This window comes from Enterobacter asburiae, assembly GCA_011754535.1.
Lineage (GTDB): Bacteria > Pseudomonadota > Gammaproteobacteria > Enterobacterales > Enterobacteriaceae > Enterobacter > Enterobacter cloacae_N.
This window is the reverse complement of the sequence record JAAQVN010000001.1, coordinates 1,207,168-1,231,324: the sequence shown is the minus strand read 5'-3', so window position 1 is coordinate 1,231,324 and position 24,157 is coordinate 1,207,168. Positions and strand designations below refer to the sequence as shown.

Sequence of the window (24,157 nt, the reverse complement as noted above, 5' to 3'; positions counted from 1 at the left end):
GACTCTGCTCACAGGTTGACGCTGCGCGCTGGTGTAATGGCGCCGTAGTCATTCACGCTCTGCCAGGAGAGCGTACCGCCGGCCCCGGCGGGCAGCACCTGCTGAGCCGAGTTTTTCGGCGCCACCATCAGGTTTTCCAGCGTCTGGCCGCCCAGCTTCAGGTTGACCAGGGTGATGTAGTACGGAGAGGCGTTGCTGACTTTAAGATGGTTCCCCACGCGCTCAAAACGCAGCTGGGACAGCGCCTCATCCGGCTGCATCGCCAGGTTAGTCGGGCGCACAAACAGCTTGATGCGTGAGAGGATCGCCAGCTGCAACACGTTATTGTTTTCTGTTTTCGCTTTATTCACTGACGGGATCGCCTTCACGTTCATGTAAAAGAGCGATTCGCGATCGGCAGGCAGCGCCGGACCAGCGTAAATAATACGCAGCGTGTTTTCGCTGTCCGGCTCGCTAACGAACAGCGGCGGCGTGACGGCAAAGGTTTTTTCCTTTTGACCGCTGGCATTTTCGATCCACGCGTTAATTAAATAGCGTTCTTGTTTATTGCTGTTGGTGATCGCCAGCGACGTTTGCTTCGCATCCGCCGGATAAATAACGCGCGTGGCCCCCAGCGCAATACCGCCGGAAGCATTCGCGCAAGCAGAAACCATCATTAAAATAAACGATAAAAGCAGTCCTGGTTTAATTAGCATATTCATCAAAACCGTACCTTTAATAATGTGTTCGCAGGTGTTATGGATAAATCAACGTAAACCAGACATCCGACTGTATATTGCCTGGCACGAGGTGTTCGGAAATAGCGCGATAGCGGGCGCTAAAATGAAATGCGAGCGCGCTGGTATTGACCGGCAGCCAGCTAATGGCCGTCGCATTCGGGATAATCTGACGCTGCTGCTCATCAAAAAGCGCCAGCCCCACGCCGCTGCTGACAGGCGTTTCACCTGGCCGCGATGTCGCCAGAAAAACCTGCGGATCTTCCGCGGGCGTCACGCCCTGAAACTGGATCCCCACGGTGCGCGAGACATCCACGCTGCAGTCCAGCAGCCGCACGGTGAAAGGCACATTAACCGTTGAAAAGCTGCCCACACCGGAAAATGAATTGGTTCGGTACTGCCCCATGTCGATGCGCATATTCTGGCTGTCGGGCGCCACGGCGCAGCCGCCGTTTACCAGCTCCCCCCGAAGATGCACCTTGCCGCCTTCGATCACCACGGTATGTGCCGATGCCGGGCAAGCCATCGCGAGGGTTAACAGCAGTAGTGTTCCAGTCCTTGTCATCCTTCGTTCCTGGCAGTAGCGTATGACGGGCCTCGTCCCTGAGGCCTGAACATCCCTGTGCGAGGGTATTATTCGTATTTCATTACGAAGGTGGCGTCAGCGTTCGCCTGGCCTGGCTCGGTGGTCGCAGCCGTTGATTTGTAGCGCGCGGTGAATTGCAGGGTGTTAGTCCCTTTAATCAGGTCTTTCGCGGCAGAGAAGGTCGCACCGTCCGGGGTCAGCACGCTGGATTTGCTGTCGAGGATTTCAATACCCACGCCTTTCGCGGTGTTGTCGTTGTTACCGGACGTCACGGCCAGCAGAGTTTTGTCGGTCGCGTCGATCTGGCCGGTGAAGGCAACGGCAGCGGTTTTAGCAACCAGCGGATCGCAGTCATTCAGTTCGATGTTGAACGGAATATTAGAGGTGGTGTCGCCCACTTTGGTGAATTTCGCGGTACGATACTGACCGAGATTAACCGTCTGCTCGGAAGAATCGGTATTTACTGAACAAGCAGCATTAACCAGTTCACCTTTAAAATGCACGGTACCGCCATTTACGGTAACCGGCGTAACCGGGTCGGCTGCATTAGCGGCACCCGCGACCAGGGCCAGTGTTGCAATAACAGAAGAAGCAATGTTGCTGAGTTTCATGTCTATTCCTTTAAAATGTAAATAACCCTTCCCGCGAAAATCGGGAATAAGAAATACGTTCAATTGATTAATTGAAAGCTTATTTCGGAGAAGACAAAGTAGCTCAGGACGTGATTTTTAAATATGTCAAAACACTGCCATTTCGCCAGGTCACATCCTAATACCGCCTAAGAAATTGACCATCCCTTAAGAAGGGTTTTTGCGCCTCGCGGATGAAAACTCGTAAAGGGTGACTGACAGCGGCGCTCGCTTCTGACAAAATACACGCCATCCCCCCTTTCAAACGTTACAGACGGAATCTTCTCTCTGATGGCAGCAAAGATTATTGACGGTAAAACGATTGCGCAGCAGGTGCGCTCTGAGGTCGCGGAAAAAGTGAAGGCGCGTAAAGCGGCAGGATTTCGCGCCCCCGGGCTGGCCGTTGTGCTGGTTGGCAGCAACCCGGCATCGCAGATTTATGTCGGCAGCAAACGCAAAGCGTGTGAAGAGGTGGGGTTCGTCTCCCGCTCTTACGATTTGCCGGAAACCACCAGCGAAGCGGAACTACTGGAACTTATTGACACTCTGAATGCCGATAAAGAGATCGACGGCATTCTGGTTCAGCTGCCACTGCCGGCAGGTATCGATAACGTGAAGGTGCTGGAGCGTATCGCGCCGGATAAAGACGTTGACGGTTTCCATCCGTATAACGTGGGTCGCCTGTGCCAGCGCGCGCCGCGTCTGCGCCCGTGCACCCCGCGCGGCATCGTGACGCTGCTTGAGCGTTATAACATCGACACCTACGGCCTGAACGCCGTCGTCATCGGTGCGTCCAACATCGTGGGCCGCCCGATGAGCATGGAGCTGCTGTTGGCCGGCTGCACCACCACCGTGACCCACCGCTTTACCAAAAACCTGCGTCACCACGTCGAGAATGCCGACCTGCTGATCGTCGCAGTGGGCAAGCCGGGCTTTATTCCGGGCGAGTGGATTAAAGAGGGCGCGATTGTCGTGGATGTAGGAATTAACCGTCTGGAAAACGGCAAGGTGGTCGGCGACGTGGTCTACGAAGATGCGGCGGCTCGCGCCTCTTACATCACGCCAGTACCGGGCGGCGTTGGCCCGATGACCGTCGCAACGCTGATTCAGAATACTTTGCAGGCATGCGAAGAGTACCACGATGTAGAGGAAGCATAAGATGGCCACATTTTCATTAGGCAAACACCCGCACGTTGAGCTGTGCGATCTGCTCAAGCTCGAAGGCTGGAGCGAAAGCGGCGCTCAGGCGAAAATCGTTATCGCCGACGGGCGGGTTTTAGTCGACGGCGTGGTGGAAACCCGCAAGCGCTGCAAGATTGTCGCGGGACAGACCGTGAGCTTTGAAGGTCAGAGCGTGACCGTGACGGCCTGAGTTTCCCCTCACCCTTACCCTCTCCCCAACGGGGAGAGGGGATCAAAAATCCCCCCATACCCATCGCGGTTATTTATCGATCAACTTCAAATAATCACGATTCCCTCTGGATGAAACGTGAAAATTATGTTGCGCGTTTTTCAGACTTTCTCCACGATAAGTAGAACGTTCTACTAAAACGTTCTACTTACAATAACAGCGCCAAAAAAAGCGCTACTCGGGGGAAATCAGCATGAGTCTGATATCAGGGTTTGTTAAATCGCTGTCTAAGTTATCAATGATTGGTCGCGCCTTAATGCTGCCAATTTCACTGCTTCCCGCTGCGGGCCTGCTGCTGGCCTTCGGCGATAAGTTCCACCTGCCGCTAATGATGAACGCCGGCGGGGTTATCTTTGATAACCTGCCGATGCTGTTTGCCATAGGCTCCGCCGTGGGTCTGGCGTCCGAGTCCGGCATCGCGGCGCTCTCCGCGGCAGTCTCGGTGTTTGTCACCAACATCACCATCAGCACCGTGCTGAGCATTACGCCGGAAATGGCCTCACAGGGCGGGAAATACGCCATGGTGGTCGGTATCCCGACGCTGCAGATGGGCGTCTTTGGCGGTCTTATCTGCGGGATCCTCGCAGCCTGGTGCTATAACCGCTTCCACACCATGCAGCTGCCGGAGTTCCTCGGCTTCTTCTCCGGGAAGCGCTTTGTGGCAATCGCCACGGCGTTCCTCTCTTTCCTGATGGGGCTGCTGCTGCCGTACGTCTGGCAGCATATTCAGGCCGGTATCGACGCGCTCTCCGTGATCGTGAACGGCGACAACCAGGCGGCATCGACCTTTATCTTCGGCCTGGTGGAGCGCGCGCTGATCCCGCTCGGCCTGCACCATATCTGGTACCCGTCCTTCTGGTATTCGTTCGGGGATTACACCACCCAGGCGGGCCAGGTGATCCACGGCGACCAGACCATCTGGTTCAAGATGCTCGAAGAGGGGGTGAAATCCTTCAGCAGCGATACCTACCAGAACGCCGGTAAGTTCATGCAGGGCGAGTTCCCGCTGATGCTGTTCGCGCTGCCTGCGGCGTGCCTGGCGATGTACCACGAAGCGCACACCAAAAATAAGAAAATCGCGGCCGGTATTCTGTTCTCTGCGGCGCTCACCTGCTTCCTGACGGGGATCACCGAGCCGGTAGAGTTCACCTTTATCTTCGTGGCGCCAATTCTGTACGTCTTTAACGCCATCATGGCGGGCCTGGCGTACATGACCATGTACCTGCTGCACGCGCATATCGCCAAATCGTTCTCGGCGGGCTTTATCGACTACCTGTCGTTCGGGATCCTGCCGTCGTTTAACGGCTATCAGACCAACTTCCTGAGCGCCATTATCATCGGCATTCCAATGGCGCTGATTTACTACTTTACGTTCCGCTTCGTGATCCGCCGCTTCGACGTGAAAACGCCGGGCCGTACGGAAGTGACCGCCAGCGCGAATGACAAGTCCGATTCCGAACTTGCCACTGAAATCATCGGCCTGCTGGGCGGCGCGCAGAACATTGACTCCGTCGGCTCCTGCATCACCCGCCTGCGTCTGGAAGTGGCGAAGAGCGATGCGGTGGACAGGGACGGACTGAACGGTCTCGGCGCGCGCGGCGTGGTCTTCGTCGGCGATAACGGGATTCAGGTGATTTTCGGTGCGAGAGCACAGTTTATCGCCCAGACCATGTCCACCATGATCGGCAAATAATAAGATGCCTGAACGACACGTCTCCTGTACGCTGGGAGCCGTGTCTTATCCGGCTGATAATCGGTAAATTTCAGGGAGCGGTTTTGAAGAAAGTCAGCATCATTGATGTCGCAAAGCACGCGGGCGTGTCGGTCTCTACCGTCTCGCTGGTGCTACGCCAGAAAGGGAAAATCTCAGAGGCGACGATCGAGAAGGTCAATGCCGCCATCACGACGCTGGGCTATGTTCATAACGTTGCCGCTGCCAACCTTCGCGCCAACACCTCCAATCTGATCGGCCTGATCCTGCGTGACTTCAGCGACAGTTTTTCCATCAAGGTGATGGCGAGCATCGTTCAGGAGCTGGAGAAGCAGGGTTATATGGTTTTTCTCGGCCAGCCGCTGAACGACCGTGAACATCTGGAACGCACCCTGCTGTCATTTAAGCAGCAGGGCGTCGCGGGCGTTATTTATCTGGCGTCTGACACCTGTAACGCCGCTTTACCGGAGCAAATCCGCCAGTGCCCACTGCCGCTGGTGGTGGTCTCGCAGTCCCTGCTCGATGAAAAATGCAATCTGGTAATGCGCGACAACCGCCAGGCGGCGAACCTGGCCGCGCGCTATCTTATCGAGCGCGGACACCGCACGATCGCCTACATTGGCGGGCGCGAGGGTTGTCTTATCCGCGAGCAGCGCCTGCTCGGCTTTCGCAGCGCGATGACGCAAAACGGGCTGGTCTGGCGCGATGAATATTCACCGGCCTGCAGCGACGACACCCAGGCCGCCGCGATGGCGACGCGTCAGTTGCTGGAAAAAAACAACGCCATCACCGCCCTGCTTTGCCACTCCCCGGATGCGATGATCGGCTCCATTTCCGGCATTCATCAGGTGGGCCGCACCGTGGGGAAAGACGTCTTCTTAACCCAGCAGGTCGCGCTGATCGGTTTTGAAGATATGCTGCACGTTAACCTCACCTCCCCTTCCTTCACCTACGTCTCCTCGGCCAGCGATGAAACCGGGCGACAGGCGGCGGGGCTGATTATCCGCAAGCTTAAGGAGCCGGATCTGCAAACCCAGCGCATTACGCTTTCCGGGCAGCTTATCGCACGCGAGTCGGCGTAAAATCAGAATTTAGCACCGGTTTGCCGCAGCGAATTCGCTGCTATATTGCCATGATTTGCCATGGATAAATGTAATGCCTACCGTTATTACTCACGCTGCTGTCCCTCTTTGCCTGGGCTTAGGTCTGGGAACCAAAGTCATCCCTCCCCGCCTGCTGTTTGCCGGTATCGTTCTCGCCATGCTGCCGGACGCCGACGTGCTGGCGTTTAAATTCGGCGTTGCCTACGGAAATGTTTTCGGTCATCGCGGCTTTACCCACTCCCTGTTGTTCGCCTTTGCGGTGCCGATACTTTGCGTGCTGATTGGCCGACGATGGTTCCGGGCCAGCCTGACGCGGTGCTGGCTATTTTTAACGGTGTCATTGCTGTCGCACAGCCTGCTGGATTCGATTACCACGGGCGGGAAAGGCGTCGGCTGGTTATGGCCGTGTTCGGATGAACGCTTCTTTGCGCCGTGGCAGGTGATTAAGGTCGCGCCGTTTGCGCTGTCGCGCTATACCACGCCGTACGGGCATCAGGTGATCGTTTCAGAATTGCTGTGGGTGTGGCTGCCGGGGGTAGTGCTGATGGGGTTGCTGTGGTGGAGAAAGCGTGCGCGCTGATGCCCTCACCCCGGCCCTCTCCCACAGGGAGAGGGAGAAAACCTAACAATTCCCTCTCCCGGTGGGAGAGGGTTAGGATGAAGGGAAAATTACTTACGACGCCAGGTCGTTCCCTGCGGGCCGTCTTCCAGAATGATGCCCATCTCGGTCAGACGGTTACGCGCCGCATCTGCCGCCGCCCAGTCTTTCGCCTGACGCGCTTCCAGACGCGCTTTGATAAGCCGCTCAATTTCCGCCACTTCGCCGTCGTCCGCCTGCGCGCCGCTCTGCAGGAACACGTCCGGCTCCTGCTCCAGCAGGCCGAGCACGGAAGAGAGCTTGCGCAGATGGGACGCCAGCGCATTAGCCGCGGCCATGTCCTCTGACTTCAGGCGGTTCACTTCACGCGCCATGTCGAACAGCACGGAGTAGGCTTCCGGGGTGTTGAAGTCGTCGTTCATCACCTCAACAAAGCGCGCTTCGAATGCTTCGCCGCCAGCCGCAGGCACTGATTTGTCGGTGCCGCGCAGGGCGGTGTACAAACGCTCCAGCGCCGAGCGCGCCTGCTTCAGGTTCTCTTCGCTGTAGTTCAGCTGGCTGCGATAGTGGCCGGACATCAGGAAGTAGCGCACGGTTTCCGCGTCGTAATACTTCAGCACGTCGCGCACGGTAAAGAAGTTGCCCAGCGATTTCGACATCTTCTCGCGGTCAACCATCACCATCCCGGAGTGCATCCAGTAGTTCACGTACTCGCCGCCGTGGGCGCAGGTGGACTGCGCGATTTCGTTTTCGTGGTGCGGGAACATCAGGTCCGAACCGCCGCCGTGAATGTCGAAGTGCTTGCCCAGCTGTTTGCAGTTCATCGCGGAACATTCAATGTGCCAGCCCGGGCGGCCTTCGCCCCACGGGGATGGCCAGCTTGGTTCGCCCGCTTTGGACATTTTCCACAGCACGAAGTCCATCGGGTTACGCTTCACGTCCACCACGTCCACGCGCGCGCCGGCCTGGAGCTGATCCAGATCCTGACGGGAAAGCGAACCGTAGGTTGGGTCCGTCGGCACCGAGAACATCACGTCACCGTTGTCAGCAACGTACGCGTGACCGCGCTCAATCAGCTTCTCGGTGATATCGATAATTTCGTGAATATGGTGGGTCGCGCGCGGCTCGCTGTCCGGACGCAGAATATTTAAGGCGTCGAAGTCTTTGTGCATCTCAACGATCATGCGATCCACCAGCGCAACAAAGCTTTCGCCGTTTTCATTAGCGCGCTTGATGATTTTATCGTCGATGTCGGTAATGTTACGCACGTACTTCAGGTTATAGCCCAGGAAGCGCAGGTAGCGAGAGACGACGTCGAACGCGACAAAGGTACGGCCATGGCCGATATGACAGAGATCGTAAACCGTAATACCACACACGTACATGCCGACTTCCCCGGCATGGATAGGTTTAAATTCCTCTTTCTGGCGCGTCATTGTATTAAAGATTTTTAACATCGAAGATTCCATGTAAACACGTGTGTGGGTTGTTTGTTCCCTATAATACCCATAATTCGGAATAGAATCAGCACACAATGCAAGGTGATCGCGTCCTGTGGTTATGCTATAACAAGCCCCTATATATGACCCGAAGGCGGGTCGACGTACCACAATAACGGAACAGGATGCAAAAATGGTTACTTTCCACACTAATCATGGCGATATCGTAATCAAAACCTTTGATGACAAAGCGCCTGAAACAGTTAAAAACTTCCTGGACTACTGCCGCGAAGGTTTCTACAACAACACCATTTTCCACCGCGTGATCAACGGCTTTATGATTCAGGGCGGCGGTTTCGAGCCTGGCATGCGCCAGAAAGAGACCAAAGAAGCGATCAAAAACGAAGCGAACAACGGCCTGAAAAACACCCGCGGTACGCTGGCAATGGCCCGTACTCAGGCACCACACTCTGCCACCGCGCAGTTCTTCATCAACGTGGCGGATAACGACTTCCTGAACTTCTCCGGCGAAAGCCTGCAGGGTTGGGGCTACTGCGTCTTCGCAGAAGTGGTTGAAGGGATGGACGTGGTTGACAAGATCAAAGCCGTCTCTACCGGCCGCAGCGGTATGCACCAGGACGTTCCTAAAGAAGACGTTGTGATTACAAGCGTGACCGTCAGCGAGTAATTCGTGGCGACACTCTTTATTGCGGATCTGCATCTGCAAACAGAAGAACCGGCGATAACCGCCGGTTTTCTGCGTTTTTTACGCGGGGAAGCGAAAAGCGCCGATGCGCTGTACATCCTGGGCGACCTGTTTGAAGCCTGGATTGGCGACGACGACCCAAACCCGCTGCACCGTGAAATGGCTGCCGCCATTAAAACGCTGGTGGATTCCGGCGTCCCCTGCTACTTCATTCACGGCAACCGTGATTTCCTGCTCGGCAAGCGCTACGCCCGTGAAAGCGGTATGACGCTGCTGCCGGAAGAGCAGGTGCTCGACCTCTATGGCCGCAGGGTGCTGATCATGCACGGCGATACGCTCTGCACCGACGATACCGGCTACCTGGCGTTTCGCGCCAAAGTCCACACCCCGTGGATCCAAAAGCTGTTCCTTGCCCTGCCGCTGTTTATCCGCAACCGCATCGCCGCCAGAATGCGCGCGGGCAGTAAAGCCGCCAACAGCAGCAAATCCCTGACCATCATGGACGTTAATCCACTGGCGGTGGTGAACGTGATGGAAAAGCATGGCGTTCAGTGGTTGATCCACGGTCATACCCATCGTCCTGACGTGCATTCTCTTATCGCCAACGGTGAACCGGCCCATCGCGTGGTACTGGGCGCGTGGCACAGCGAAGGCTCTATGGTCAAAGTCACGCCAGAGGGCGTGGAGCTTATCGCGTTTCCGTTTTAACCCCTCACAAGTCGTTCTATTTTTTTGAACAATATCGGCAAATTGTTTCGATTTTAATCAGCCCGTGGTCGGCCTATTATTTATCACATCAGGGCAACACGCCCTATCCCAGACAAAATACTTAAGGAATACGACCATGAAATCCATCAAAACTTTCGTTGCAGTTGCTGCTCTCTCCCTGGTTTCTTTCGGTTCTTTCGCTCAGAGCGTGAGTGCAACCGGCTCAACACTTGACCGCGCAGAAGCGAAAATTGCTGCCCAGGCGGCTGAACAAGGTGCGTCATACAAAATCACCAGCGCGCAGTTCAACAACCGCGTGTACATGACCGCAGAACTGACGAAATAATGATTGCCGCTCGACGAAAACAGACCGCCTGAACGCGGTCTGTTTTGTTATGAATTGATGGCAACAACGGCTCAAGATTTAACCGCGCAACCGTTTTCCTTGCCCGTATAACATGCTATTCTCTGTGCCCTCGAAAGCAGTGTGTTTCGCACCACAGGAGTTTTAAGACGCATGTCTTCCCGCAATAATCCGGCGCGTGTCGCCATCGTGATGGGGTCCAAAAGCGACTGGGCTACCATGCAGTTCGCCGCCGAAATCTTTGAAATCCTGAATGTACCGCACCACGTTGAAGTGGTCTCCGCGCACCGTACGCCGGACAAACTGTTCAGCTTCGCCGAAAGCGCTGAAGAGAACGGTTATGAGGTGATCGTTGCCGGTGCGGGCGGCGCAGCACATCTGCCAGGCATGATTGCCGCCAAAACCCTGGTGCCGGTTCTGGGCGTCCCTGTTCAAAGCGCCGCATTAAGCGGTGTCGATAGCCTTTATTCCATCGTCCAGATGCCGCGCGGTATTCCTGTCGGCACGCTGGCGATTGGCAAAGCGGGCGCGGCTAATGCCGCTCTGCTGGCCGCGCAAATTCTTGCAACGCACGACAAAGATTTACGCCAGCGTCTGGCGGCGTGGCGTAAAGCCCAGACCGACGAGGTGCTGGATAACCCGGACCCGCGGGGTGCAGCATGAAGCAGGTTTGCGTCCTCGGTAACGGCCAGCTGGGCCGTATGCTGCGTCAGGCCGGTGAGCCGCTGGGTATTGCCGTCTGGCCCGTCGGGCTGGACGATGAACCTGAGGCCGTCCCGTTCCACCAGAGCGTGATCACGGCAGAAATCGAACGCTGGCCGGAAACCGCGCTGACCCGCGAACTGGCGCGCCATAACGCCTTTGTGAACCGCGACGTGTTCCCGATTATTGCCGACCGTCTGACGCAAAAGCAGCTGTTCGACAAGCTCGGTCTGCCGACCGCACCGTGGCAGCTGTTGTCCGACAAAAGCGAGTGGAATGACGTGTTCGCGATGCTGGGCGAACTGGCGATTGTAAAGCGTCGCGTGGGCGGCTACGACGGCCGCGGCCAGTGGCGCCTGCGCGCGCATGAAACCGCCGAGTTGCCGGACGACTGCTACGGCGAGTGCATCGTTGAGCAGGGCATCAACTTTAGCGGCGAAGTGTCGCTGGTTGGAGCGCGCGGGCACGATGGCCGCACGGTGTTTTACCCGCTGACGCATAACCTGCATCAGGACGGCATTCTGCGCACCAGCGTCGCCTTCCCGCAGGCCAATGCCGACCAGCAGGCGCAAGCGGAAGAGATGCTTTCCGCCATCATGCACGAGCTGGACTACGTGGGCGTCATGGCGATGGAGTGTTTCGTCACGCCATCGGGTCTGCTGATCAACGAGCTGGCTCCGCGCGTGCACAACAGCGGCCACTGGACGCAAAACGGCGCCTCCATCAGCCAGTTCGAACTGCATCTGCGCGCCATCACCGACCTGCCGCTGCCGAAGCCCGTCGTTAACAGCCCGTCGGTGATGATCAACCTGATCGGGACCGATCTGAACTACGACTGGCTAAAGCTGCCGCTGGTGCACCTGCACTGGTATGACAAAGAGGTCCGCGAGGGTCGTAAGGTCGGTCACCTGAACCTGAACGATACCGATACGGACCGCCTGAGCGCCACCCTGGAAGCGATCGTTCCTCTCCTGCCGCCGGAATATGCAAGCGGCATTGTCTGGGCACAGTCAAAGCTTAAGTAAGACATCCACGCCGGGGAGTTGACCTTCCCCTTCCCCGGCGTACAATCCCCGCCCATTGCTGCTGAGTTTTCTTCTGGAATAACCATGAACGATGGAACGGACTATCGCGCGATCCTCGCGTCTGATACCCCTTTAATCGACGTTCGCGCGCCGATCGAATTTGCCCAGGGCGCGATGCCTGCGGCAGTCAACCTGCCCTTAATGAACGACGACGAGCGTGCCGCCGTTGGCACGTGCTACAAACGCCAGGGCCCCGAAGCCGCGCTCGCGCTCGGCCATCGCCTGGTGAACGGTGAAACGCGCGACGCGCGTATCCGCGCCTGGCGGGAAGCCAGTCTTGCCCATCCTGAGGGCTTTCTCTGCTGTGCGCGCGGCGGCCAGCGCTCGCATATTTCGCAGGCCTGGCTTAAAGAGGCTGGCGTCGACTACCCGCTGATCCGCGGCGGCTATAAGGCCCTGCGTCAGACGGCGATTCAGGTGACGATCGAGCAGTCGCAAAAGCCGACGGTGCTAATCGGCGGCTGTACCGGAAACGGTAAAACGCTGCTGGTGAAGCAGCACCCGCAGGGCATCGATCTGGAAGGGCTGGCACACCATCGCGGTTCGTCGTTTGGCCGCACGCTCACGCCGCAGCTTTCCCAGGCCAGCTTTGAAAACCACCTTGCGGTTGAGCTATTGAAAAAAGACGCTGCGCGCTGGGTGCTGGAAGATGAAGGCCGGATGATTGGCTCCAACCACCTGCCGGAGTGCCTGCGCGACCGCATGGTTGAAGCCCCTATCGTTGTCGTCGAAGACCCGTTTGAAATTCGTCTTGAACGCCTGCGCGAAGAGTATTTCGACCATATGTGGGCGGATTTTTCTGCCGCATACGGCGAGGAAGCGGGCTGGAAAGAGTACAGCGAGTACCTGCACCACGGCCTGTTCGCCATCCGCCGCCGCCTGGGGCTGCAGCGGTATGCAGAATTCACCGCGCTGTTAGATTCCGCGCTGCTGGAACAGCAACGCTCCGGCAGCACCGAGGCGCACTTCAGCTGGCTTGCACCGCTGCTGAAGGACTATTACGACCCGATGTACGGCTATCAGCTGGAGAAAAAGGCGGAGAAGATTGTGTATCGCGGGACGTACGAAGAGATTGCTGAGTGGCTTGATCGCTGAAAAAAAGCCGGGTGGCGGCTGCGCCTTACCCGGCCTACGCGTGCTTTTGTAGCCCCGGTAAGCGCAGCGCCACCGGGGAACAGACCACTTAGAAGTCGTAACGCAGACGCACCAGGTTCATGTCGCCCAGGTTGTCGGTGCTGGAGGTGAACACGTGTTCGTAATCCACGCGGAAACCGTAATCCAGCTGGAAGCTGATACCCACGCCGTTGTCGATACGCTGGTAGTTGCGGCCGTTCACGTACTCAATACGGTCACCCATGAAGTAAGGCTGGATGGATTTCACCGCGTACTGACCGATTGGGAATTTATACCCTGCGAAGTATTCAATACCCCACGCGTCGCCCGCAAAGTAGTCGTTAACAGACACTTTTTTGGTGGTCAGGAAGTTCTGGTACCAGCCGCCGCCCGCGGAGAAGGTCCAGTTGTCCGGCGTCCAGCTCAGTGCGGTACCAACGATATTCTGATCGTAGGTTTTGCTGTCGCCGTTGTCCGGGTTACGCATGTCGGCGCGGGTGTAGTTCCACGCTGCGCCCCAGGTCAGATCGGTAGTCAGGTGGTAATCGATACCCAGCGAGCCGCCGCCTTTGCGCTTGTAGCGCAGGCCGTTGCCCGGCAGGTATTCGCTGTCTTCAAACAGGTAGGATGCGTAAATGTCCGCATCGCCCACGGTTTTCTTGTATTTCAGCATCTGGCGTGAACGGTAAGATCCGTCGTAGTCGCCGTTGATCCCGTTACCCGGTGCCTGACCGATCATGTCGTAGTCCCAGATATCGGTTTTCACGCCAACCACATCATAGTAAACGCTGTTCTGTTGACCGAAGGTCAGCGTACCCCAGGTATCGCTCTTCAGGCCGGTGTAGAGCATACGGCGAGTGGTGTCGTGGGCACCGTCTGCATAGTGATGATCCCAGTTAAACTGGGCAGGAATGTTCACTCCCAGCTCGTAGTAGCTGATCCAGCTGATGTCATCAAACAGGTAGTAATCAGCCGCGAAACGGAAACGGGTGCCGCCGTCAAAGCCGTTACGCTTGTAGCTGTTTTTACCGTCGTCGCCGGTCATGTTCTGGAACTGAGGACGGATACTGCCGCCAACGGTGAAGTTCAGACGGCTTAGCGGGTTACCCGCCTGAGGATCCTGCTTAAGAACGGTGATTTCCGCCTGAGAGGCGAACGTCGTTAATGCCACTGCCGCGCCAATCGTTACCGCCAGCGCTGATTTTTTTATAGTCATTATTTTTCCTTAATAGACACGCTGCTAAATATTTAGCTGGTGAATATTAACTGGAAATAATCGGGCTGTGGGGACGGGTTTTTAATGTTTTGTGCTACTAAATGAGTGGGTATTATCACTTTGTGCTATTTAAACATTACGCGCCGGCATTAAAACCCGGCGCGCAACTATCACCGTGCTAAATCAACTCACAAACTGACGGAACAGCGCTTTACCCTTTAACAGTCGCGTGCCGAGCCAGCCTCCGCAAAGAGAAAGCAGCACCGCACCGCAGAGCGGCAGGATCAACCAGAGGCGCCAGTCAGGCTCCCACGGGAAGTCGAAGACCTTTGTCTGCAGCACCGCCAGCGCCGTCTCAGCGCCAATCGCCGCGACCAGACCCGCCACCAGCCCCAGCAGCGCAAACTCGCTCCAGAGGGTCATGCGCAGCAGGCGCTTACCCGCCCCGAGCGTGCGGTAAACTATCAGCTCCTGATGACGCTGCCGCATGCCCACCTGCACCTGAGCCAGCAGCAGCAGCACGCCGCAGATCATCACCAGCACGACCATGACCTCAAGCGCGCGGCTGACCTGCTCCAGCACCTGCCCCACCTGTTTCAGGATCGCGCCAATATCCAGCAGGCTGACCGTCGGGAATTCCCGGTTAAGCTGCGTCAGCATGCCGTTGCCGTTTTCCCAGCGGAAGCTGGTCAGCCAGCTCTGCGGCTGTCCGTCCAGCGCGCCCGGCGGGAAGATAAAGAAGAAGTTTGGTCGCAGGCTTTCCCAGTCCACTTTACGCAGGCTGGTAACTTTCGCGGTAAAATCCTGGGTATCACCGGTGAAGGTCACGCTGTCCCCGAGCTTCACCTTCAGGCGCGTCGCCAGCCCCTCTTCCATCGACACCTCCCCCGCTTTCGGCGGCCAGCTACCGGCCGTAATCGGGTTATGGTCTGGACGTTTCTCCTGCCACGTCAGGTTCAGTTCGCGGTTCAGCGACTCGTCCTTGTTCCCCTCGGTTGACTGGCCGTTGATCTGCGTCAGACGCGCGCGAACGATGGGGTAGAACGACTCGGGGATAATGTGATGCTCCGACAGGAAGCCCTTCAGCGGCGCGACCTGTTCCGGCGCGATGTTGATCAGGAAATAGTTCGGGCTTTCCGGGGGAAGCTGCTGCTGCCAGCGATCCAGCAGATCCCCGCGCAACACTAAAAGCAGCGCCAGCAGCATAAACGACAGAGAAAAAGCCGACAGCTGGCTTAGCGTTGACCAGGGCTGATGCAGCAGGCGGTTGACCGCAAGCCGCACGGGCAGGGATTTTACCGTCAGCCTTTTCAGGACGTTGAGCAGTATCCAGCCCAGCACGCCGCACAGCAGCGCCAGCACAACCGCCCCGGCCAGCACCGCCCACAGCAGCGTGCTGCCGCCCATCAGCCAGGCCAGCAGCCCGACAGCGACGGCAATAATCACCGGAAGATAGAACTTCAGCGGCCAGACGTTCGCCACCACATCATTGCGCAGCACGCGCAGAGGCTGCGTCGCGAGCAGCAGCCTGTACGGACGCAGCCCCACCAGCACCGAAATCACCGTCATCGCGCCAATCGCCCACAGCCACGGCCAGAGGCTGGCCGGGGGCAATGCGGTCGGGAGTACCGGTTTCAGCATCACCATCAGCAGCTTTTCAAACAGCAGCCCCATTATCCCGCCGCTGAATGCTGACAGCACCAGCAGCATCAGCCACTGGCCAACGATCAGCTTGCGCAGCTGCTTGCGCCCCGCGCCGAGGGTTTTAAGGATCGCCACCAGGTCGTAGCGGCTGCGGCAGTAATGCCCCATCGCCACGGCAACCGCCGCCACCGCCAGCAGCAGGGTCAACAATGCCGACAGCAGCAGGAACTGCTGAGAACGCTCCAGGGATTTACCGAGCGCCCCCTCGTCCTGCTCCAGCCCGTACCAGCGGTGCTCCGGCTTGAGCTGCGGCAGAAGCCATTTTTCATACGCCTCAAGTTGGGCAGGCGTGCCGCCAAACTTGTAGCGCCAGGTCACGCGGCTTCCCGGCTGGACGGCATGGGTTGCCGGAACATCCGCGGTGTTCATCAACAGGCGCGGCGCAAGCTGGAACGGGTTAAAGCCGGAGTCAGGCTCCTGGACCACTTCCCCGGCGATTTTCAGCGTCGCGTCGCCCACGTCGATACTGTCGCCGGGTTTCAGGTTCAGAAGCGCCATCAAGCGCGATGCCAGCAGCACCGTACCGGGCATCGGCTTTAACCCCGGCGGGCTGGTTTGTAATTCACCGTACATCGGGTAGACGTCGTCCACGGCTTTCACGCTGGCGAGCTGCGGGGTGTCTCCCGCGAAGGTCATGGTCTGGAAGGTGATTTGCTCCCCCACCTTCAGCCCTTCTTTACGCGCTTCCTCAATCCAGCCAGGCGGAACAGGACGCGAACTTTGCAGCGCCCGGTCCCCGGCCATAAATTCGCGGCTCTGCTGGCTAAGCCCTTTTTCCATGCGGTCGCTGACGCTGCCAAGCGCCAGCACGCAGGCCACCGCCAGGCTTAACGCCAGCCAGACAATCAGCAGCGAGGGCGAGCGCCACTCGCGCCAGAACCAGCGGGCAATCATGCTTCCTCCTGAAGGATACCGTTCACCAGCCGCAGGCGACGGTCGCAGCGGGCGGCCAGCTGCGGATCGTGCGTCACCAGAATAAGCGTGGTGCCATGTTCACGGTTCAGCGAAAACAGCAGGTCAGCAATTTTGTCGCCGGTTTTACGGTCAAGGTTGCCGGTGGGCTCATCGGCAAACAGCACCTCGGGGCGTCCGTTAAAGGCGCGCGCCAGCGCCACGCGCTGCTGCTCGCCGCCGGAAAGCTGGGCGGGAAGATGGTCGAGGCGCTTGCCCAGACCGAGCTGTTCCAGCAGCGTCTTCGCATGCGTGCGGCTTTCGCGACTCTTTTCGCCGCGCAGCAGCGCCGGGAGCTCGACGTTTTCCAGCGCGTTCAGCGTCGGGATCAGCATAAAGGACTGAAAGACAAAACCGATATGACGCGCGCGCAGCGCGGCTCGCGCCTCTTCATCAAGCTGGTGCAGCGGCTGCCCGACGAGGTGGACTTCGCCGCTACTGCCGTCATCCAGACCGGCCAGAATCGCCAGCAGCGTGGACTTGCCGGAACCGGATTCGCCAATCAGCGCGATGGTTTCGGCGCGTTTGACAACGAGTTCAACTCCGGTAAGGATTGAAAGCTCCTGCTCCCCCTGACCGACGGACTTCTTAAGACGATGAACTTCAACACTGTTTTCCGCTGGCATTTGCCCTTCCTGTTTTTGATGCTGATGACCTTCCGCGCGGCGGCAGCGGACACGTTACTGATTCTTGGCGACAGCCTGAGCGCGGGCTACCGCATGGCGGCCAGCGCGGCCTGGCCAGCTCTGCTCAATGACAAATGGCAAAGCAAGACGACCGTTGTCAACGGCAGCATTAGCGGCGATACCTCTCAGCAAGGGCTGTCGCGCCTGCCTGCGCTGCTCAAGCAGCATCAGCCGCGCTGGGTGCTGGTTGAGCTGGGCGGTAATGACGGCCTGCGCGGCTTCCAGCCTCAGCAAACCGAGCAAACGCTGCGCACCATTTTGCAGGACATCAAGGCGGCAAACGCCCAGCCGCTGCTGATGCAAATTCGCCTGCCCGCCAACTACGGTCGTCGGTATAATGAGGCCTTTAGCGCGATCTACCCTAAGCTTGCCAAAGAGTTTGATATTCCGCTCCTGCCATTTTTCATGGAAGAGGTCTATCTCAAACCCCAGTGGATGCAGGACGACGGTATCCACCCCAATCGCGATGCGCAGCCGTTTATTGCCGACTGGATGGCAACGCGGCTGGCTCCTTTAGTTAAACATGACTCCTGATTAAGCGGAGATCCTGACAGGTAAAGTTATGCAAAAATCGGTCTTAATTACAGGATGTTCCAGCGGAATCGGTCTTGAAAGCGCGCTCGAATTAAAGCGCCAGGGATTTCGGGTGCTGGCAGCCTGCCGCAAGCCTGACGATGTCGAGCGCATGAACGCAATGGGCTTCACCGGCGTACAGCTGGATATGGACTCGCCGGAGAGCGTTGAACGCGCCGCCGACGAGGTGATAGCCCTGACCAACAATCGTCTGTACGGGCTCTTTAACAATGCCGGCTACGGCGTATATGGCCCGCTGGATACGCTCTCGCGTGAAACGCTGGAGAAACAGTTTTCAACCAATTTCTTTGGCGTGCATCAGCTCACCATGCGTCTGCTCCCGGCCATGCTACCGCACGGCGAAGGGCGCATCGTAATGACATCGTCAGTGATGGGGCTGATTTCTACCCCGGGGCGCGGCGCCTACGCCGCCAGTAAATATGCGCTGGAAGCCTGGTCCGATGCCCTGCGCATGGAGTTACGCCACAGCGGCATCAAGGTCAGCCTGATTGAGCCCGGCCCGATCCGCACCCGCTTTACCGAGAACGTTAACCAGACGCAGGCGGATAAGCCGGTCGAAAACCCCGGCATTGCCGCACGCTTTACCCTCGGGCCAGAGGCGGTGGTTGCCAAAGTGCGCCATGCTTTTGAGAGTGAACATCCGAAGATGCGCTACCCGGTGACGCTGGTCACCCATGCCGTAGGCTGGTTAAAGCGCCTGCTGCCGGGCAGGATAATGGACAAAATTTTACAGGGTTGAGTTGAAGCGACGACGCTTATCCCCCATGTAAAGAACAAACCGACAAAAGAGAAAGCCGCATGTCCGTACAGAATATCGTCAATATTACTGAAGCAAACCTGCAACAGGTCCTCGAACAGTCAATGACCAAACCGGTGCTGTTCTACTTCTGGTCTGAGCGCAGCCAGCACTGTCTACAGCTGACGCCGGTGCTGGAAAGCCTTGCCGCCCAGTACAACGGGCAGTTTATTCTCGCTAAGCTGGACTGTGACGCCGAGCCGATGGTCGCGTCGCAGTTTGGTCTGCGCGCCATTCCAACCGTCTACCTGTTCCAGAACGGTCAGCCTGTTGATGGCTTCCAGGGACCGCAGCCGGAAGAGGCTATCCGCGCCCTGCTGGATAAGGTGCTGCCGCGCGAAGAAGAGCTTAAAGCGCAGGAAGGCATGGCGCTGATGCAGGAAGGCAAATACGACGAAGCACTGCCTTTGCTGAAAGAGGCGTGGCAGTTGTCGAACCAGAACAGCCAGATTGGTCTGCTGCTGGCGGAAACGCAGATTGCCCTGCACCGTTCAGAAGACGCAGAAGCCGTGCTCAAGACGGTTCCAATGCAGGATCAGGACACCCGCTATCAGGGACTGGTAGCGCAGATTGAGCTGCTGAAGCAGGCAGCGGACACCCCGGAAATTCAGCAGCTGCAGCTGCAGGTCGCCGACAACCCGGCGGATGCCGCGCTGGCAAGCCAGCTGGCGCTGCAGCTGCATCAGGTAGGACGTAACGAAGAGGCGCTGGAGCTGCTGTTCAGCCACCTGCAGAAAGATCTGGCTGCCGCAGACGGCCAGGCGCGCAAGATGTTCCAGGAGATCCTGGCCGCGCTGGGCACCGGAGACGCGCTGGCGTCGAAGTATCGTCGTCAGCTGTATGCGCTGCTGTACTGATAAAAAAGCCCGGTGGCGGCTCCGCCTTACCGGGCCTACAAAAGACGGTTTACGCCGACTTTTTCAACTGCGTCACCACCAGTTGGTGACGCACGTTGTAGAACTTCCGATACGTCAGGTAGCAGGCAATGATGGTTGACAGGCTCGCCGTGGAAAGCAGCATAAACGTCACCATGATCTGATACTTAATCGCTTTTACCGGATCGATACCGGCAAAGATTAGCCCCGACATCATGCCCGGCAGGCTCACCAGCCCCACCGTTTTGGCTGAATCCACGGTAGGGATCAGCGATGAGCGAATGCTCTCACGGATCAGCCGCGCCGAGGCCACTTTTGGCGTCGCCCCCAGGCTTAGCTTCTCCTGTAGCTGCTGCTGTTCGCTGCTGACACGCTGGCCGAGGTTGTTGTAGCAAAGCCCAACGGCCACCATCGCGTTCCCGGCAATCATCCCGGAGATAGGGATTACCTGCATCGGCGTAAACTCAATCGAGCCGGAGAGCACCAGCACCGCCAGGGTGAGCGCCGTCCCGGTGGTAATCGCGATAAACGACGAGATAAACGCCTTATCAATATATTTACTGCGTTTCTGCGCGTTCCACGCCGCGTTAAAGCAGATAAAGAGCACCATCAGCAGCGTCAGCACCGCGTGGTTGACGTTGAAAATATACTTAAGCACATAGCCGACGATGATGAGCTGAATCACCGCGCGGCAGATGCTCCAGACAATATCTTTTTCCAGCCCCAGCTTTTCCCGGTAGCTGACCACAATCGCAATCAGCACCAGCACCATCGAAAACGCCAGAGATTCATTGGTAATGTTATGCTCACCCACGGTTGGCCTCCTGCATTTTCCCGCCGTGCGGCTGGAGCGTAATCACGTCATCCGCATGGGTAATTTCGTTTGAGTCATGCGTCACCCACAGCACGGCAATATTCTGCTCGCGGGCGTAACGATGAATAATCTCGTTGACGTTGCGTTTGTTGGCGTCATCGAGCGCGCTGGTGATTTCATCCAGCAGCAATACTTTCGGTAAGAACTGCAGATTACGGATCAGCGAGACGCGCTGCTTCTCTCCGCCCGAGAGCTCACTGACGGATTTGGTCAGCGTCTCCTTCGCCAGGCCAAAACGGGCCAGATCGTTGATGAATTTTTCCGGCTCCGGCGTTTTATTGCGGATTTGCCACGGAAAAATCAGGTTGTCAAAAACCGTGTCGCCAAAAAGCGTTGGCGTTTGTACGCAATAAGAGACCTGCTGGCGATAGCTTTCCGGAGAAAGGGACGCAATATCTTGCCCTTCAAACAGAATGGTCCCCTCCGTTGGGCTCAGAAGTGAGGCCACAATCTTCAGTAAGGTACTTTTACCGCAGCCTGACGGCCCCGTTATTAGCTTGAACTCACCGGGAGAAAGGTTAAAGCCGACGTGCTGAAGGATCGTGTTATTCGCGACACGAAAGCCGACGTCCTTTATCTGCAAAACTGCATTTTCGTTGTTCATATTTTTTCCAGTAACCACCGAGCGTTATTAGCATAATCCGTGCCGCACGTTCGTCACAACGCGTTTTAGCGCCCCCTTTCGCCACCAAGACTTCCCATTGTGTTTAACGTGCATTCATTAGACATGCTTTACACTTTCGCTTTACAGTTTACGCCGTGACCTTAGCGACACTTCCGCATCCCTGGTTTAGAACATTCGTTAAAGTGGTGTTAAGCTCTGCCCGCAACACAATAAGGAAGTACCAGAATGTCTAATATTCACACTTTTTATGAGTTTTCTGAACTTGAACCTGGCGTGAAAACCATCGATCAGCTTCTTGCCGCTATTGCTTCAGAATCCGTTACGGCTTATGTGTTCGGGGGAGAGCTTGTCCGGTTTGTTAAGGGCCTGCTGAAGATGAAGCCGGTCATTCAGCTGAAGAATTGCCGCTTTGCGTTTGACAACGGCACTCGCTTCGTTGAAATCGACGGCAAAGGAAATGTCAAAGAGTTCGAGCCGGGCAAGGTTCCGGCCTGGTTCCAGTCTCCCGGTGAGTTTGCCCGCGGCCAGTGGCTGGTCAACCATGATTTTGCTGACCTGATGACGCCGGAATTTATCCGCGCGTTTATCGAACGCTTCCCGGACGTAAGCAAACGACGCGAACACGCGAACCTGCTGTTCGATCTGCAGCTTAATAAGCTGGCGCCCGCGCAGCCCGCAGCGAAAAAGACAGGCAACGTTCAGGGCAAAACGACCAAACCCAAAGTCACCGATCTGCAGTCTTTCGAACTCTTCAGCCAGTTTTATGCGCGCATGAAAACGGCAGTGTGTGCAGACCAGTTCCCGACGCTGCAAATTCTGACGGGACACGACGCCGTCAACGACGCGCCCAACTCTCTGAAAGGCGCGGTACGCACCTGGTTCAAAGGGATCACCGGTCAACTTCCGCCGAACAACAAGCGCGTTGGCGCGGGCAATGCGGAACTGTTCTGCGCACCGATCCGTGAGCAGCTGCACCAGGTAGAAGAGATTGGGCTGGAAACCTTCTATCACGGCCTGTCGAAAGCCATCGCTGATGCGGGTGACGATGCGCTGATCGCTGACTTTACCTACAGCTACCACTGACACACCGCCCCGCCCGTCGGACGGGGCGGATTTTAGCCCATTAGCCGATATACTTACGAAAAGCAAACACGCTCTTTTTCTCACCAAAGCATGCAAAACAGGAGGTTTTTATGCTCATCGTTGTTCCCGTCCTAATATTCGTTGCGCTGGTTATTGTGGGCGCAGGCGTCAAAATTGTCCCGCAGGGTTATCAGTGGACCGTAGAGCGCTTCGGCCGCTATACCAACACGCTGCAGCCCGGCTTAAGCCTGATTATCCCGTTCATGGACAGAATTGGTCGCAAGATCAACATGATGGAACAGGTGCTGGATATCCCCTCTCAGGAAGTGATCTCCAAAGATAACGCCAACGTCACCATTGATGCCGTCTGCTTTATTCAGGTGATTGATGCCCCGAAAGCGGCCTATGAGGTGAGCAACCTGGAGCTGGCGATCGTCAACCTGACCATGACCAACATCCGTACCGTGCTCGGCTCGATGGAGCTGGACGAGATGCTCTCCCAGCGCGACAGCATCAATACCCGCCTGCTGCACATTGTCGACGAGGCCACGAACCCGTGGGGGATCAAAGTTACCCGTATTGAGATCCGCGACGTGCGCCCGCCGGCTGAGCTTATCGCCTCCATGAACGCCCAGATGAAGGCCGAGCGCACCAAGCGCGCCTATATTCTGGAAGCCGAAGGGGTCCGTCAGGCGGAGATCCTCAAAGCGGAAGGGGAAAAACAGTCGCAGATCCTGAAAGCCGAAGGCGACCGTCAGTCCGCGTTCTTGCAGGCAGAAGCGCGTGAACGTTCCGCAGAAGCGGAAGCCCGTGCGACGCAGATGGTCTCCGAGGCGATTGCCGCCGGGGACATTCAGGCCGTGAACTACTTCGTCGCGCAAAAATATACCGATGCGCTGAAAGAGATCGGCTCCGCGAACAACAGCAAAGTGGTGATGATGCCGCTGGACGCCAGCAGCCTGATGGGCTCTATCGCGGGGATCGCCGAACTGATCAAAGACAGCGGAAACGAGCGTAAAAAATGATTGAGCTCATCGTTGCACATCCTCATGCCTTCTGGCTAAGCCTCGGTGGCTTATTGCTGGCGGCGGAAATGCTGGGCGGCAACGGCTACCTGCTCTGGAGCGGTGTTGCCGCTGTCATTACTGGCCTGCTGGTCTGGATCCTTCCTCTGGACTGGGCGTGGCAGGGCGCGCTGTTTGCCGTGCTGACGCTGGTCGCCGCCTGGCTGTGGTGGCGCTGGCTTAACCGCCAGGTAAAAGAGCAGAAACCGCTGGACGCGCATCTTAACCAGCGCGGACAGCAGATTATCGGCAAGCGCTTTACGCTCGACGCCGCGCTGGTGAACGGGCGCGGGCATATGCGCGTGGGCGACAGCTCGTGGCCGGTGGTGGCCGACAACGACCTCAGCGCCGGAACACAGGTTGAGGTCATTGCGGTGGAAGGAATTACGCTGCGGGTGAAAGCCTGCTAAGCGTGGGTTTTGCGATGGCAGCAGCCGGCAAGATTATCGATAATCGGGCAGTCGGCGCTGTCATCCCCCGGACAGGATTCCGCCAGCTGCAACAGCTGTTCGCGCATCGCCTGCAGCTCGATGATGTGGCGTTCAATCTCTGCCACTTTTTCCAGCGTGCGTTTTTTTACGTCGGCGCTGTGGCGCTTCGGATCGTTAAACAGGTTAACCAGCTCGCCGCACTCTTCCAGGTTAAACCCCACCTGTCTTGCCTGGCGCAGCAGCGTCAGTTCATCGAGATGCAGCTGCGTATAGCTGCGGTAGCCGTTTTCACTGCGCAGCGGTGGCGTCACCAGCCCCTTCTCTTCATAAAAGCGGATTGCCTTGCTGGTTAAGCCCGTTTTTTTTGCCACGTCACTGATATTCACT

The 24,157-nt window shown here is 57.3% G+C and carries 27 protein-coding genes; 17 read left to right on the top strand and 10 right to left on the bottom strand.

The genetic code is table 11. From position 1 onward, the window contains the following. Positions 1 to 8: 8 nt before the first annotated feature. The 3 genes from fimC to fimA form a co-directional block, all read right to left on the bottom strand. Positions 9 to 701 (bottom strand): type 1 fimbria chaperone FimC, encoded by a 693-nt coding sequence (gene fimC / locus HBM95_05675; GenBank protein NIH42429.1) that lies wholly within the window; start codon positions 699 to 701, stop codon positions 9 to 11. Positions 702 to 735: 34 nt separating this feature from the next. Continuing rightward, positions 736 to 1,281, bottom strand: a complete 546-nt coding sequence (gene fimI, locus HBM95_05670; protein ID NIH42428.1) for a type 1 fimbrial protein subunit FimI — start codon at positions 1,279 to 1,281, stop codon at positions 736 to 738. 68 nt (positions 1,282 to 1,349) lie between these two features. Beyond that, positions 1,350 to 1,913 (bottom strand): type 1 fimbrial protein subunit FimA, encoded by a 564-nt coding sequence (fimA, locus tag HBM95_05665; GenBank protein ID NIH42427.1) that lies wholly within the window; start codon positions 1,911 to 1,913, stop codon positions 1,350 to 1,352. Positions 1,914 to 2,222: 309 nt separating this feature from the next. On the opposite strand from fimA, the gene folD reads away from it, so the two are divergent. The 5 genes from folD to HBM95_05640 all read left to right on the top strand — a co-directional run bounded on the left by folD (position 2,223) and on the right by HBM95_05640 (position 6,736). Then, positions 2,223 to 3,089, top strand: coding sequence for a bifunctional methylenetetrahydrofolate dehydrogenase/methenyltetrahydrofolate cyclohydrolase FolD (folD, locus tag HBM95_05660; protein ID NIH42426.1), 867 nt, complete (start codon positions 2,223 to 2,225; stop codon positions 3,087 to 3,089). Position 3,090: 1 nt separating this feature from the next. After that, the gene (gene ybcJ, locus HBM95_05655) at positions 3,091 to 3,303 is read left to right on the top strand and encodes a ribosome-associated protein YbcJ (GenBank protein NIH42425.1); all 213 of its coding nucleotides are present in this window, start codon (positions 3,091 to 3,093) and stop codon (positions 3,301 to 3,303) included. A gap of 232 nt (positions 3,304 to 3,535) precedes the next feature. Further along, positions 3,536 to 5,035 (top strand): PTS transporter subunit EIIC, encoded by a 1,500-nt coding sequence (locus tag HBM95_05650; protein NIH42424.1) that lies wholly within the window; start codon positions 3,536 to 3,538, stop codon positions 5,033 to 5,035. An 83-nt stretch (positions 5,036 to 5,118) separates the two neighbouring features. Beyond that, complete coding sequence (gene malI / locus HBM95_05645) at positions 5,119 to 6,135, top strand: Mal regulon transcriptional regulator MalI (GenBank protein ID NIH42423.1); 1,017 nt, start codon at positions 5,119 to 5,121, stop codon at positions 6,133 to 6,135. Between the two features lie 73 nt (positions 6,136 to 6,208). Beyond that, positions 6,209 to 6,736: a metal-dependent hydrolase gene (locus tag HBM95_05640; GenBank protein NIH42422.1), complete on the top strand. Its 528-nt coding sequence runs from the start codon at positions 6,209 to 6,211 to the stop codon at positions 6,734 to 6,736. Between the two features lie 89 nt (positions 6,737 to 6,825). Here the strand turns inward: HBM95_05640 and cysS are convergent, their stop codons facing one another. Then, the gene (gene cysS / locus HBM95_05635; protein ID NIH42421.1) at positions 6,826 to 8,211 is read right to left on the bottom strand and encodes a cysteine--tRNA ligase; all 1,386 of its coding nucleotides are present in this window, start codon (positions 8,209 to 8,211) and stop codon (positions 6,826 to 6,828) included. A 175-nt stretch (positions 8,212 to 8,386) separates the two neighbouring features. Between cysS and ppiB the strand changes: the two genes are divergently transcribed. From ppiB to mnmH, 6 genes are all read left to right on the top strand, one after another. Then, positions 8,387 to 8,881, top strand: coding sequence for a peptidylprolyl isomerase B (gene ppiB, locus HBM95_05630; protein NIH42420.1), 495 nt, complete (start codon positions 8,387 to 8,389; stop codon positions 8,879 to 8,881). Between the two features lie 3 nt (positions 8,882 to 8,884). Then, positions 8,885 to 9,607: a UDP-2,3-diacylglucosamine diphosphatase gene (gene lpxH / locus HBM95_05625; protein NIH42419.1), complete on the top strand. Its 723-nt coding sequence runs from the start codon at positions 8,885 to 8,887 to the stop codon at positions 9,605 to 9,607. 136 nt (positions 9,608 to 9,743) lie between these two features. After that, a complete protein-coding gene (locus tag HBM95_05620; GenBank protein NIH42418.1) occupies positions 9,744 to 9,953 on the top strand; it encodes a DUF1471 domain-containing protein in 210 nt (69 codons plus the stop codon). 171 nt (positions 9,954 to 10,124) lie between these two features. After that, on the top strand, positions 10,125 to 10,634 hold the full coding sequence (purE, locus tag HBM95_05615; protein ID NIH42417.1) for a 5-(carboxyamino)imidazole ribonucleotide mutase: 510 nt from the start codon (positions 10,125 to 10,127) through the stop codon (positions 10,632 to 10,634). Further along, positions 10,631 to 11,698, top strand: a complete 1,068-nt coding sequence (purK, locus tag HBM95_05610; protein NIH42416.1) for a 5-(carboxyamino)imidazole ribonucleotide synthase — start codon at positions 10,631 to 10,633, stop codon at positions 11,696 to 11,698. The genes purE and purK overlap by 4 nt, the downstream gene beginning before the upstream one ends. Positions 11,699 to 11,782: 84 nt before the next feature. Beyond that, complete coding sequence (mnmH, locus tag HBM95_05605; GenBank protein NIH42415.1) at positions 11,783 to 12,853, top strand: tRNA 2-selenouridine(34) synthase MnmH; 1,071 nt, start codon at positions 11,783 to 11,785, stop codon at positions 12,851 to 12,853. An 88-nt stretch (positions 12,854 to 12,941) separates the two neighbouring features. Here the strand turns inward: mnmH and HBM95_05600 are convergent, their stop codons facing one another. The 3 genes from HBM95_05600 to HBM95_05590 all read right to left on the bottom strand — a co-directional run bounded on the left by HBM95_05600 (position 12,942) and on the right by HBM95_05590 (position 17,368). Then, complete coding sequence (locus tag HBM95_05600; GenBank protein ID NIH42414.1) at positions 12,942 to 14,087, bottom strand: porin; 1,146 nt, start codon at positions 14,085 to 14,087, stop codon at positions 12,942 to 12,944. A gap of 183 nt (positions 14,088 to 14,270) precedes the next feature. Then, a complete protein-coding gene (locus HBM95_05595) occupies positions 14,271 to 16,685 on the bottom strand; it encodes an ABC transporter permease (protein ID NIH42413.1) in 2,415 nt (804 codons plus the stop codon). Beyond that, a complete protein-coding gene (locus HBM95_05590; protein NIH42412.1) occupies positions 16,682 to 17,368 on the bottom strand; it encodes an ABC transporter ATP-binding protein in 687 nt (228 codons plus the stop codon). The genes HBM95_05595 and HBM95_05590 overlap by 4 nt, the downstream gene beginning before the upstream one ends. Here HBM95_05590 and tesA point away from each other — a divergent pair. Genes tesA through HBM95_05575 form a run of 3 tightly spaced genes read left to right on the top strand, consistent with a single transcriptional unit; the run spans position 17,339 to position 19,675 of the window. Next, a complete protein-coding gene (tesA, locus tag HBM95_05585) occupies positions 17,339 to 17,962 on the top strand; it encodes a multifunctional acyl-CoA thioesterase I/protease I/lysophospholipase L1 (GenBank protein NIH42411.1) in 624 nt (207 codons plus the stop codon). The two genes, HBM95_05590 and tesA, sit on opposite strands and share 30 nt — an antisense overlap. 28 nt (positions 17,963 to 17,990) lie before the next feature. Next, a complete protein-coding gene (locus HBM95_05580; GenBank protein ID NIH42410.1) occupies positions 17,991 to 18,761 on the top strand; it encodes an SDR family oxidoreductase in 771 nt (256 codons plus the stop codon). A 59-nt stretch (positions 18,762 to 18,820) separates the two neighbouring features. Continuing rightward, on the top strand, positions 18,821 to 19,675 hold the full coding sequence (locus tag HBM95_05575; protein ID NIH42409.1) for a co-chaperone YbbN: 855 nt from the start codon (positions 18,821 to 18,823) through the stop codon (positions 19,673 to 19,675). 49 nt (positions 19,676 to 19,724) lie between these two features. Here HBM95_05575 and fetB read toward each other — a convergent pair whose 3' ends face one another. Both fetB and fetA read right to left on the bottom strand, forming a co-directional pair. Further along, positions 19,725 to 20,507, bottom strand: coding sequence for an iron export ABC transporter permease subunit FetB (gene fetB, locus HBM95_05570; protein ID NIH42408.1), 783 nt, complete (start codon positions 20,505 to 20,507; stop codon positions 19,725 to 19,727). Next, positions 20,500 to 21,171 carry an iron ABC transporter ATP-binding protein FetA gene (gene fetA / locus HBM95_05565; protein ID NIH42407.1) on the bottom strand — a complete coding sequence of 224 codons (672 nt, stop codon included), beginning with the start codon at positions 21,169 to 21,171 and terminating at the stop codon, positions 20,500 to 20,502. Before fetA ends, fetB begins: the two co-directional genes overlap by 8 nt. A gap of 246 nt (positions 21,172 to 21,417) precedes the next feature. On the opposite strand from fetA, the gene HBM95_05560 reads away from it, so the two are divergent. The 3 genes from HBM95_05560 to HBM95_05550 all read left to right on the top strand — a co-directional run bounded on the left by HBM95_05560 (position 21,418) and on the right by HBM95_05550 (position 23,749). Then, positions 21,418 to 22,275, top strand: coding sequence for a hypothetical protein (locus HBM95_05560; GenBank protein ID NIH42406.1), 858 nt, complete (start codon positions 21,418 to 21,420; stop codon positions 22,273 to 22,275). Positions 22,276 to 22,385: 110 nt separating this feature from the next. Continuing rightward, positions 22,386 to 23,300, top strand: coding sequence for an SPFH/Band 7/PHB domain protein (locus tag HBM95_05555; GenBank protein NIH42405.1), 915 nt, complete (start codon positions 22,386 to 22,388; stop codon positions 23,298 to 23,300). Next, the gene (locus tag HBM95_05550) at positions 23,297 to 23,749 is read left to right on the top strand and encodes an NfeD family protein (GenBank protein NIH42404.1); all 453 of its coding nucleotides are present in this window, start codon (positions 23,297 to 23,299) and stop codon (positions 23,747 to 23,749) included. Before HBM95_05555 ends, HBM95_05550 begins: the two co-directional genes overlap by 4 nt. On the opposite strand, the gene cueR is transcribed toward HBM95_05550, so the two are convergent. Then, complete coding sequence (cueR, locus tag HBM95_05545) at positions 23,746 to 24,156, bottom strand: Cu(I)-responsive transcriptional regulator (GenBank protein NIH42403.1); 411 nt, start codon at positions 24,154 to 24,156, stop codon at positions 23,746 to 23,748. The genes HBM95_05550 and cueR overlap by 4 nt on opposite strands. Position 24,157 lies beyond the last annotated feature (1 nt).

What these genes read in the sequence shown, in the direction of transcription:
- fimC (NIH42429.1), bottom strand. Translation starts at nt 701, where the DNA reads ATGAATATGCTAATTAAACCAGGACTGCTTTTATCGTTTATTTTAATG.
- fimI (NIH42428.1), bottom strand. Translation starts at nt 1,281, where the DNA reads ATGACAAGGACTGGAACACTACTGCTGTTAACCCTCGCGATGGCTTGC.
- fimA (NIH42427.1), bottom strand. Translation starts at nt 1,913, where the DNA reads ATGAAACTCAGCAACATTGCTTCTTCTGTTATTGCAACACTGGCCCTG.
- folD (NIH42426.1), top strand. Translation starts at nt 2,223, where the DNA reads ATGGCAGCAAAGATTATTGACGGTAAAACGATTGCGCAGCAGGTGCGC.
- ybcJ (NIH42425.1), top strand. Translation starts at nt 3,091, where the DNA reads ATGGCCACATTTTCATTAGGCAAACACCCGCACGTTGAGCTGTGCGAT.
- HBM95_05650 (NIH42424.1), top strand. Translation starts at nt 3,536, where the DNA reads ATGAGTCTGATATCAGGGTTTGTTAAATCGCTGTCTAAGTTATCAATG.
- HBM95_05640 (NIH42422.1), top strand. Translation starts at nt 6,209, where the DNA reads ATGCCTACCGTTATTACTCACGCTGCTGTCCCTCTTTGCCTGGGCTTA.
- cysS (NIH42421.1), bottom strand. Translation starts at nt 8,211, where the DNA reads ATGTTAAAAATCTTTAATACAATGACGCGCCAGAAAGAGGAATTTAAA.
- ppiB (NIH42420.1), top strand. Translation starts at nt 8,387, where the DNA reads ATGGTTACTTTCCACACTAATCATGGCGATATCGTAATCAAAACCTTT.
- HBM95_05620 (NIH42418.1), top strand. Translation starts at nt 9,744, where the DNA reads ATGAAATCCATCAAAACTTTCGTTGCAGTTGCTGCTCTCTCCCTGGTT.
- purE (NIH42417.1), top strand. Translation starts at nt 10,125, where the DNA reads ATGTCTTCCCGCAATAATCCGGCGCGTGTCGCCATCGTGATGGGGTCC.
- purK (NIH42416.1), top strand. Translation starts at nt 10,631, where the DNA reads ATGAAGCAGGTTTGCGTCCTCGGTAACGGCCAGCTGGGCCGTATGCTG.
- mnmH (NIH42415.1), top strand. Translation starts at nt 11,783, where the DNA reads ATGAACGATGGAACGGACTATCGCGCGATCCTCGCGTCTGATACCCCT.
- HBM95_05600 (NIH42414.1), bottom strand. Translation starts at nt 14,087, where the DNA reads ATGACTATAAAAAAATCAGCGCTGGCGGTAACGATTGGCGCGGCAGTG.
- HBM95_05595 (NIH42413.1), bottom strand. Translation starts at nt 16,685, where the DNA reads ATGATTGCCCGCTGGTTCTGGCGCGAGTGGCGCTCGCCCTCGCTGCTG.
- tesA (NIH42411.1), top strand. Translation starts at nt 17,339, where the DNA reads ATGAACTTCAACACTGTTTTCCGCTGGCATTTGCCCTTCCTGTTTTTG.
- HBM95_05590 (NIH42412.1), bottom strand. Translation starts at nt 17,368, where the DNA reads ATGCCAGCGGAAAACAGTGTTGAAGTTCATCGTCTTAAGAAGTCCGTC.
- HBM95_05580 (NIH42410.1), top strand. Translation starts at nt 17,991, where the DNA reads ATGCAAAAATCGGTCTTAATTACAGGATGTTCCAGCGGAATCGGTCTT.
- HBM95_05575 (NIH42409.1), top strand. Translation starts at nt 18,821, where the DNA reads ATGTCCGTACAGAATATCGTCAATATTACTGAAGCAAACCTGCAACAG.
- fetA (NIH42407.1), bottom strand. Translation starts at nt 21,171, where the DNA reads ATGAACAACGAAAATGCAGTTTTGCAGATAAAGGACGTCGGCTTTCGT.
- HBM95_05560 (NIH42406.1), top strand. Translation starts at nt 21,418, where the DNA reads ATGTCTAATATTCACACTTTTTATGAGTTTTCTGAACTTGAACCTGGC.
- HBM95_05555 (NIH42405.1), top strand. Translation starts at nt 22,386, where the DNA reads ATGCTCATCGTTGTTCCCGTCCTAATATTCGTTGCGCTGGTTATTGTG.
- HBM95_05550 (NIH42404.1), top strand. Translation starts at nt 23,297, where the DNA reads ATGATTGAGCTCATCGTTGCACATCCTCATGCCTTCTGGCTAAGCCTC.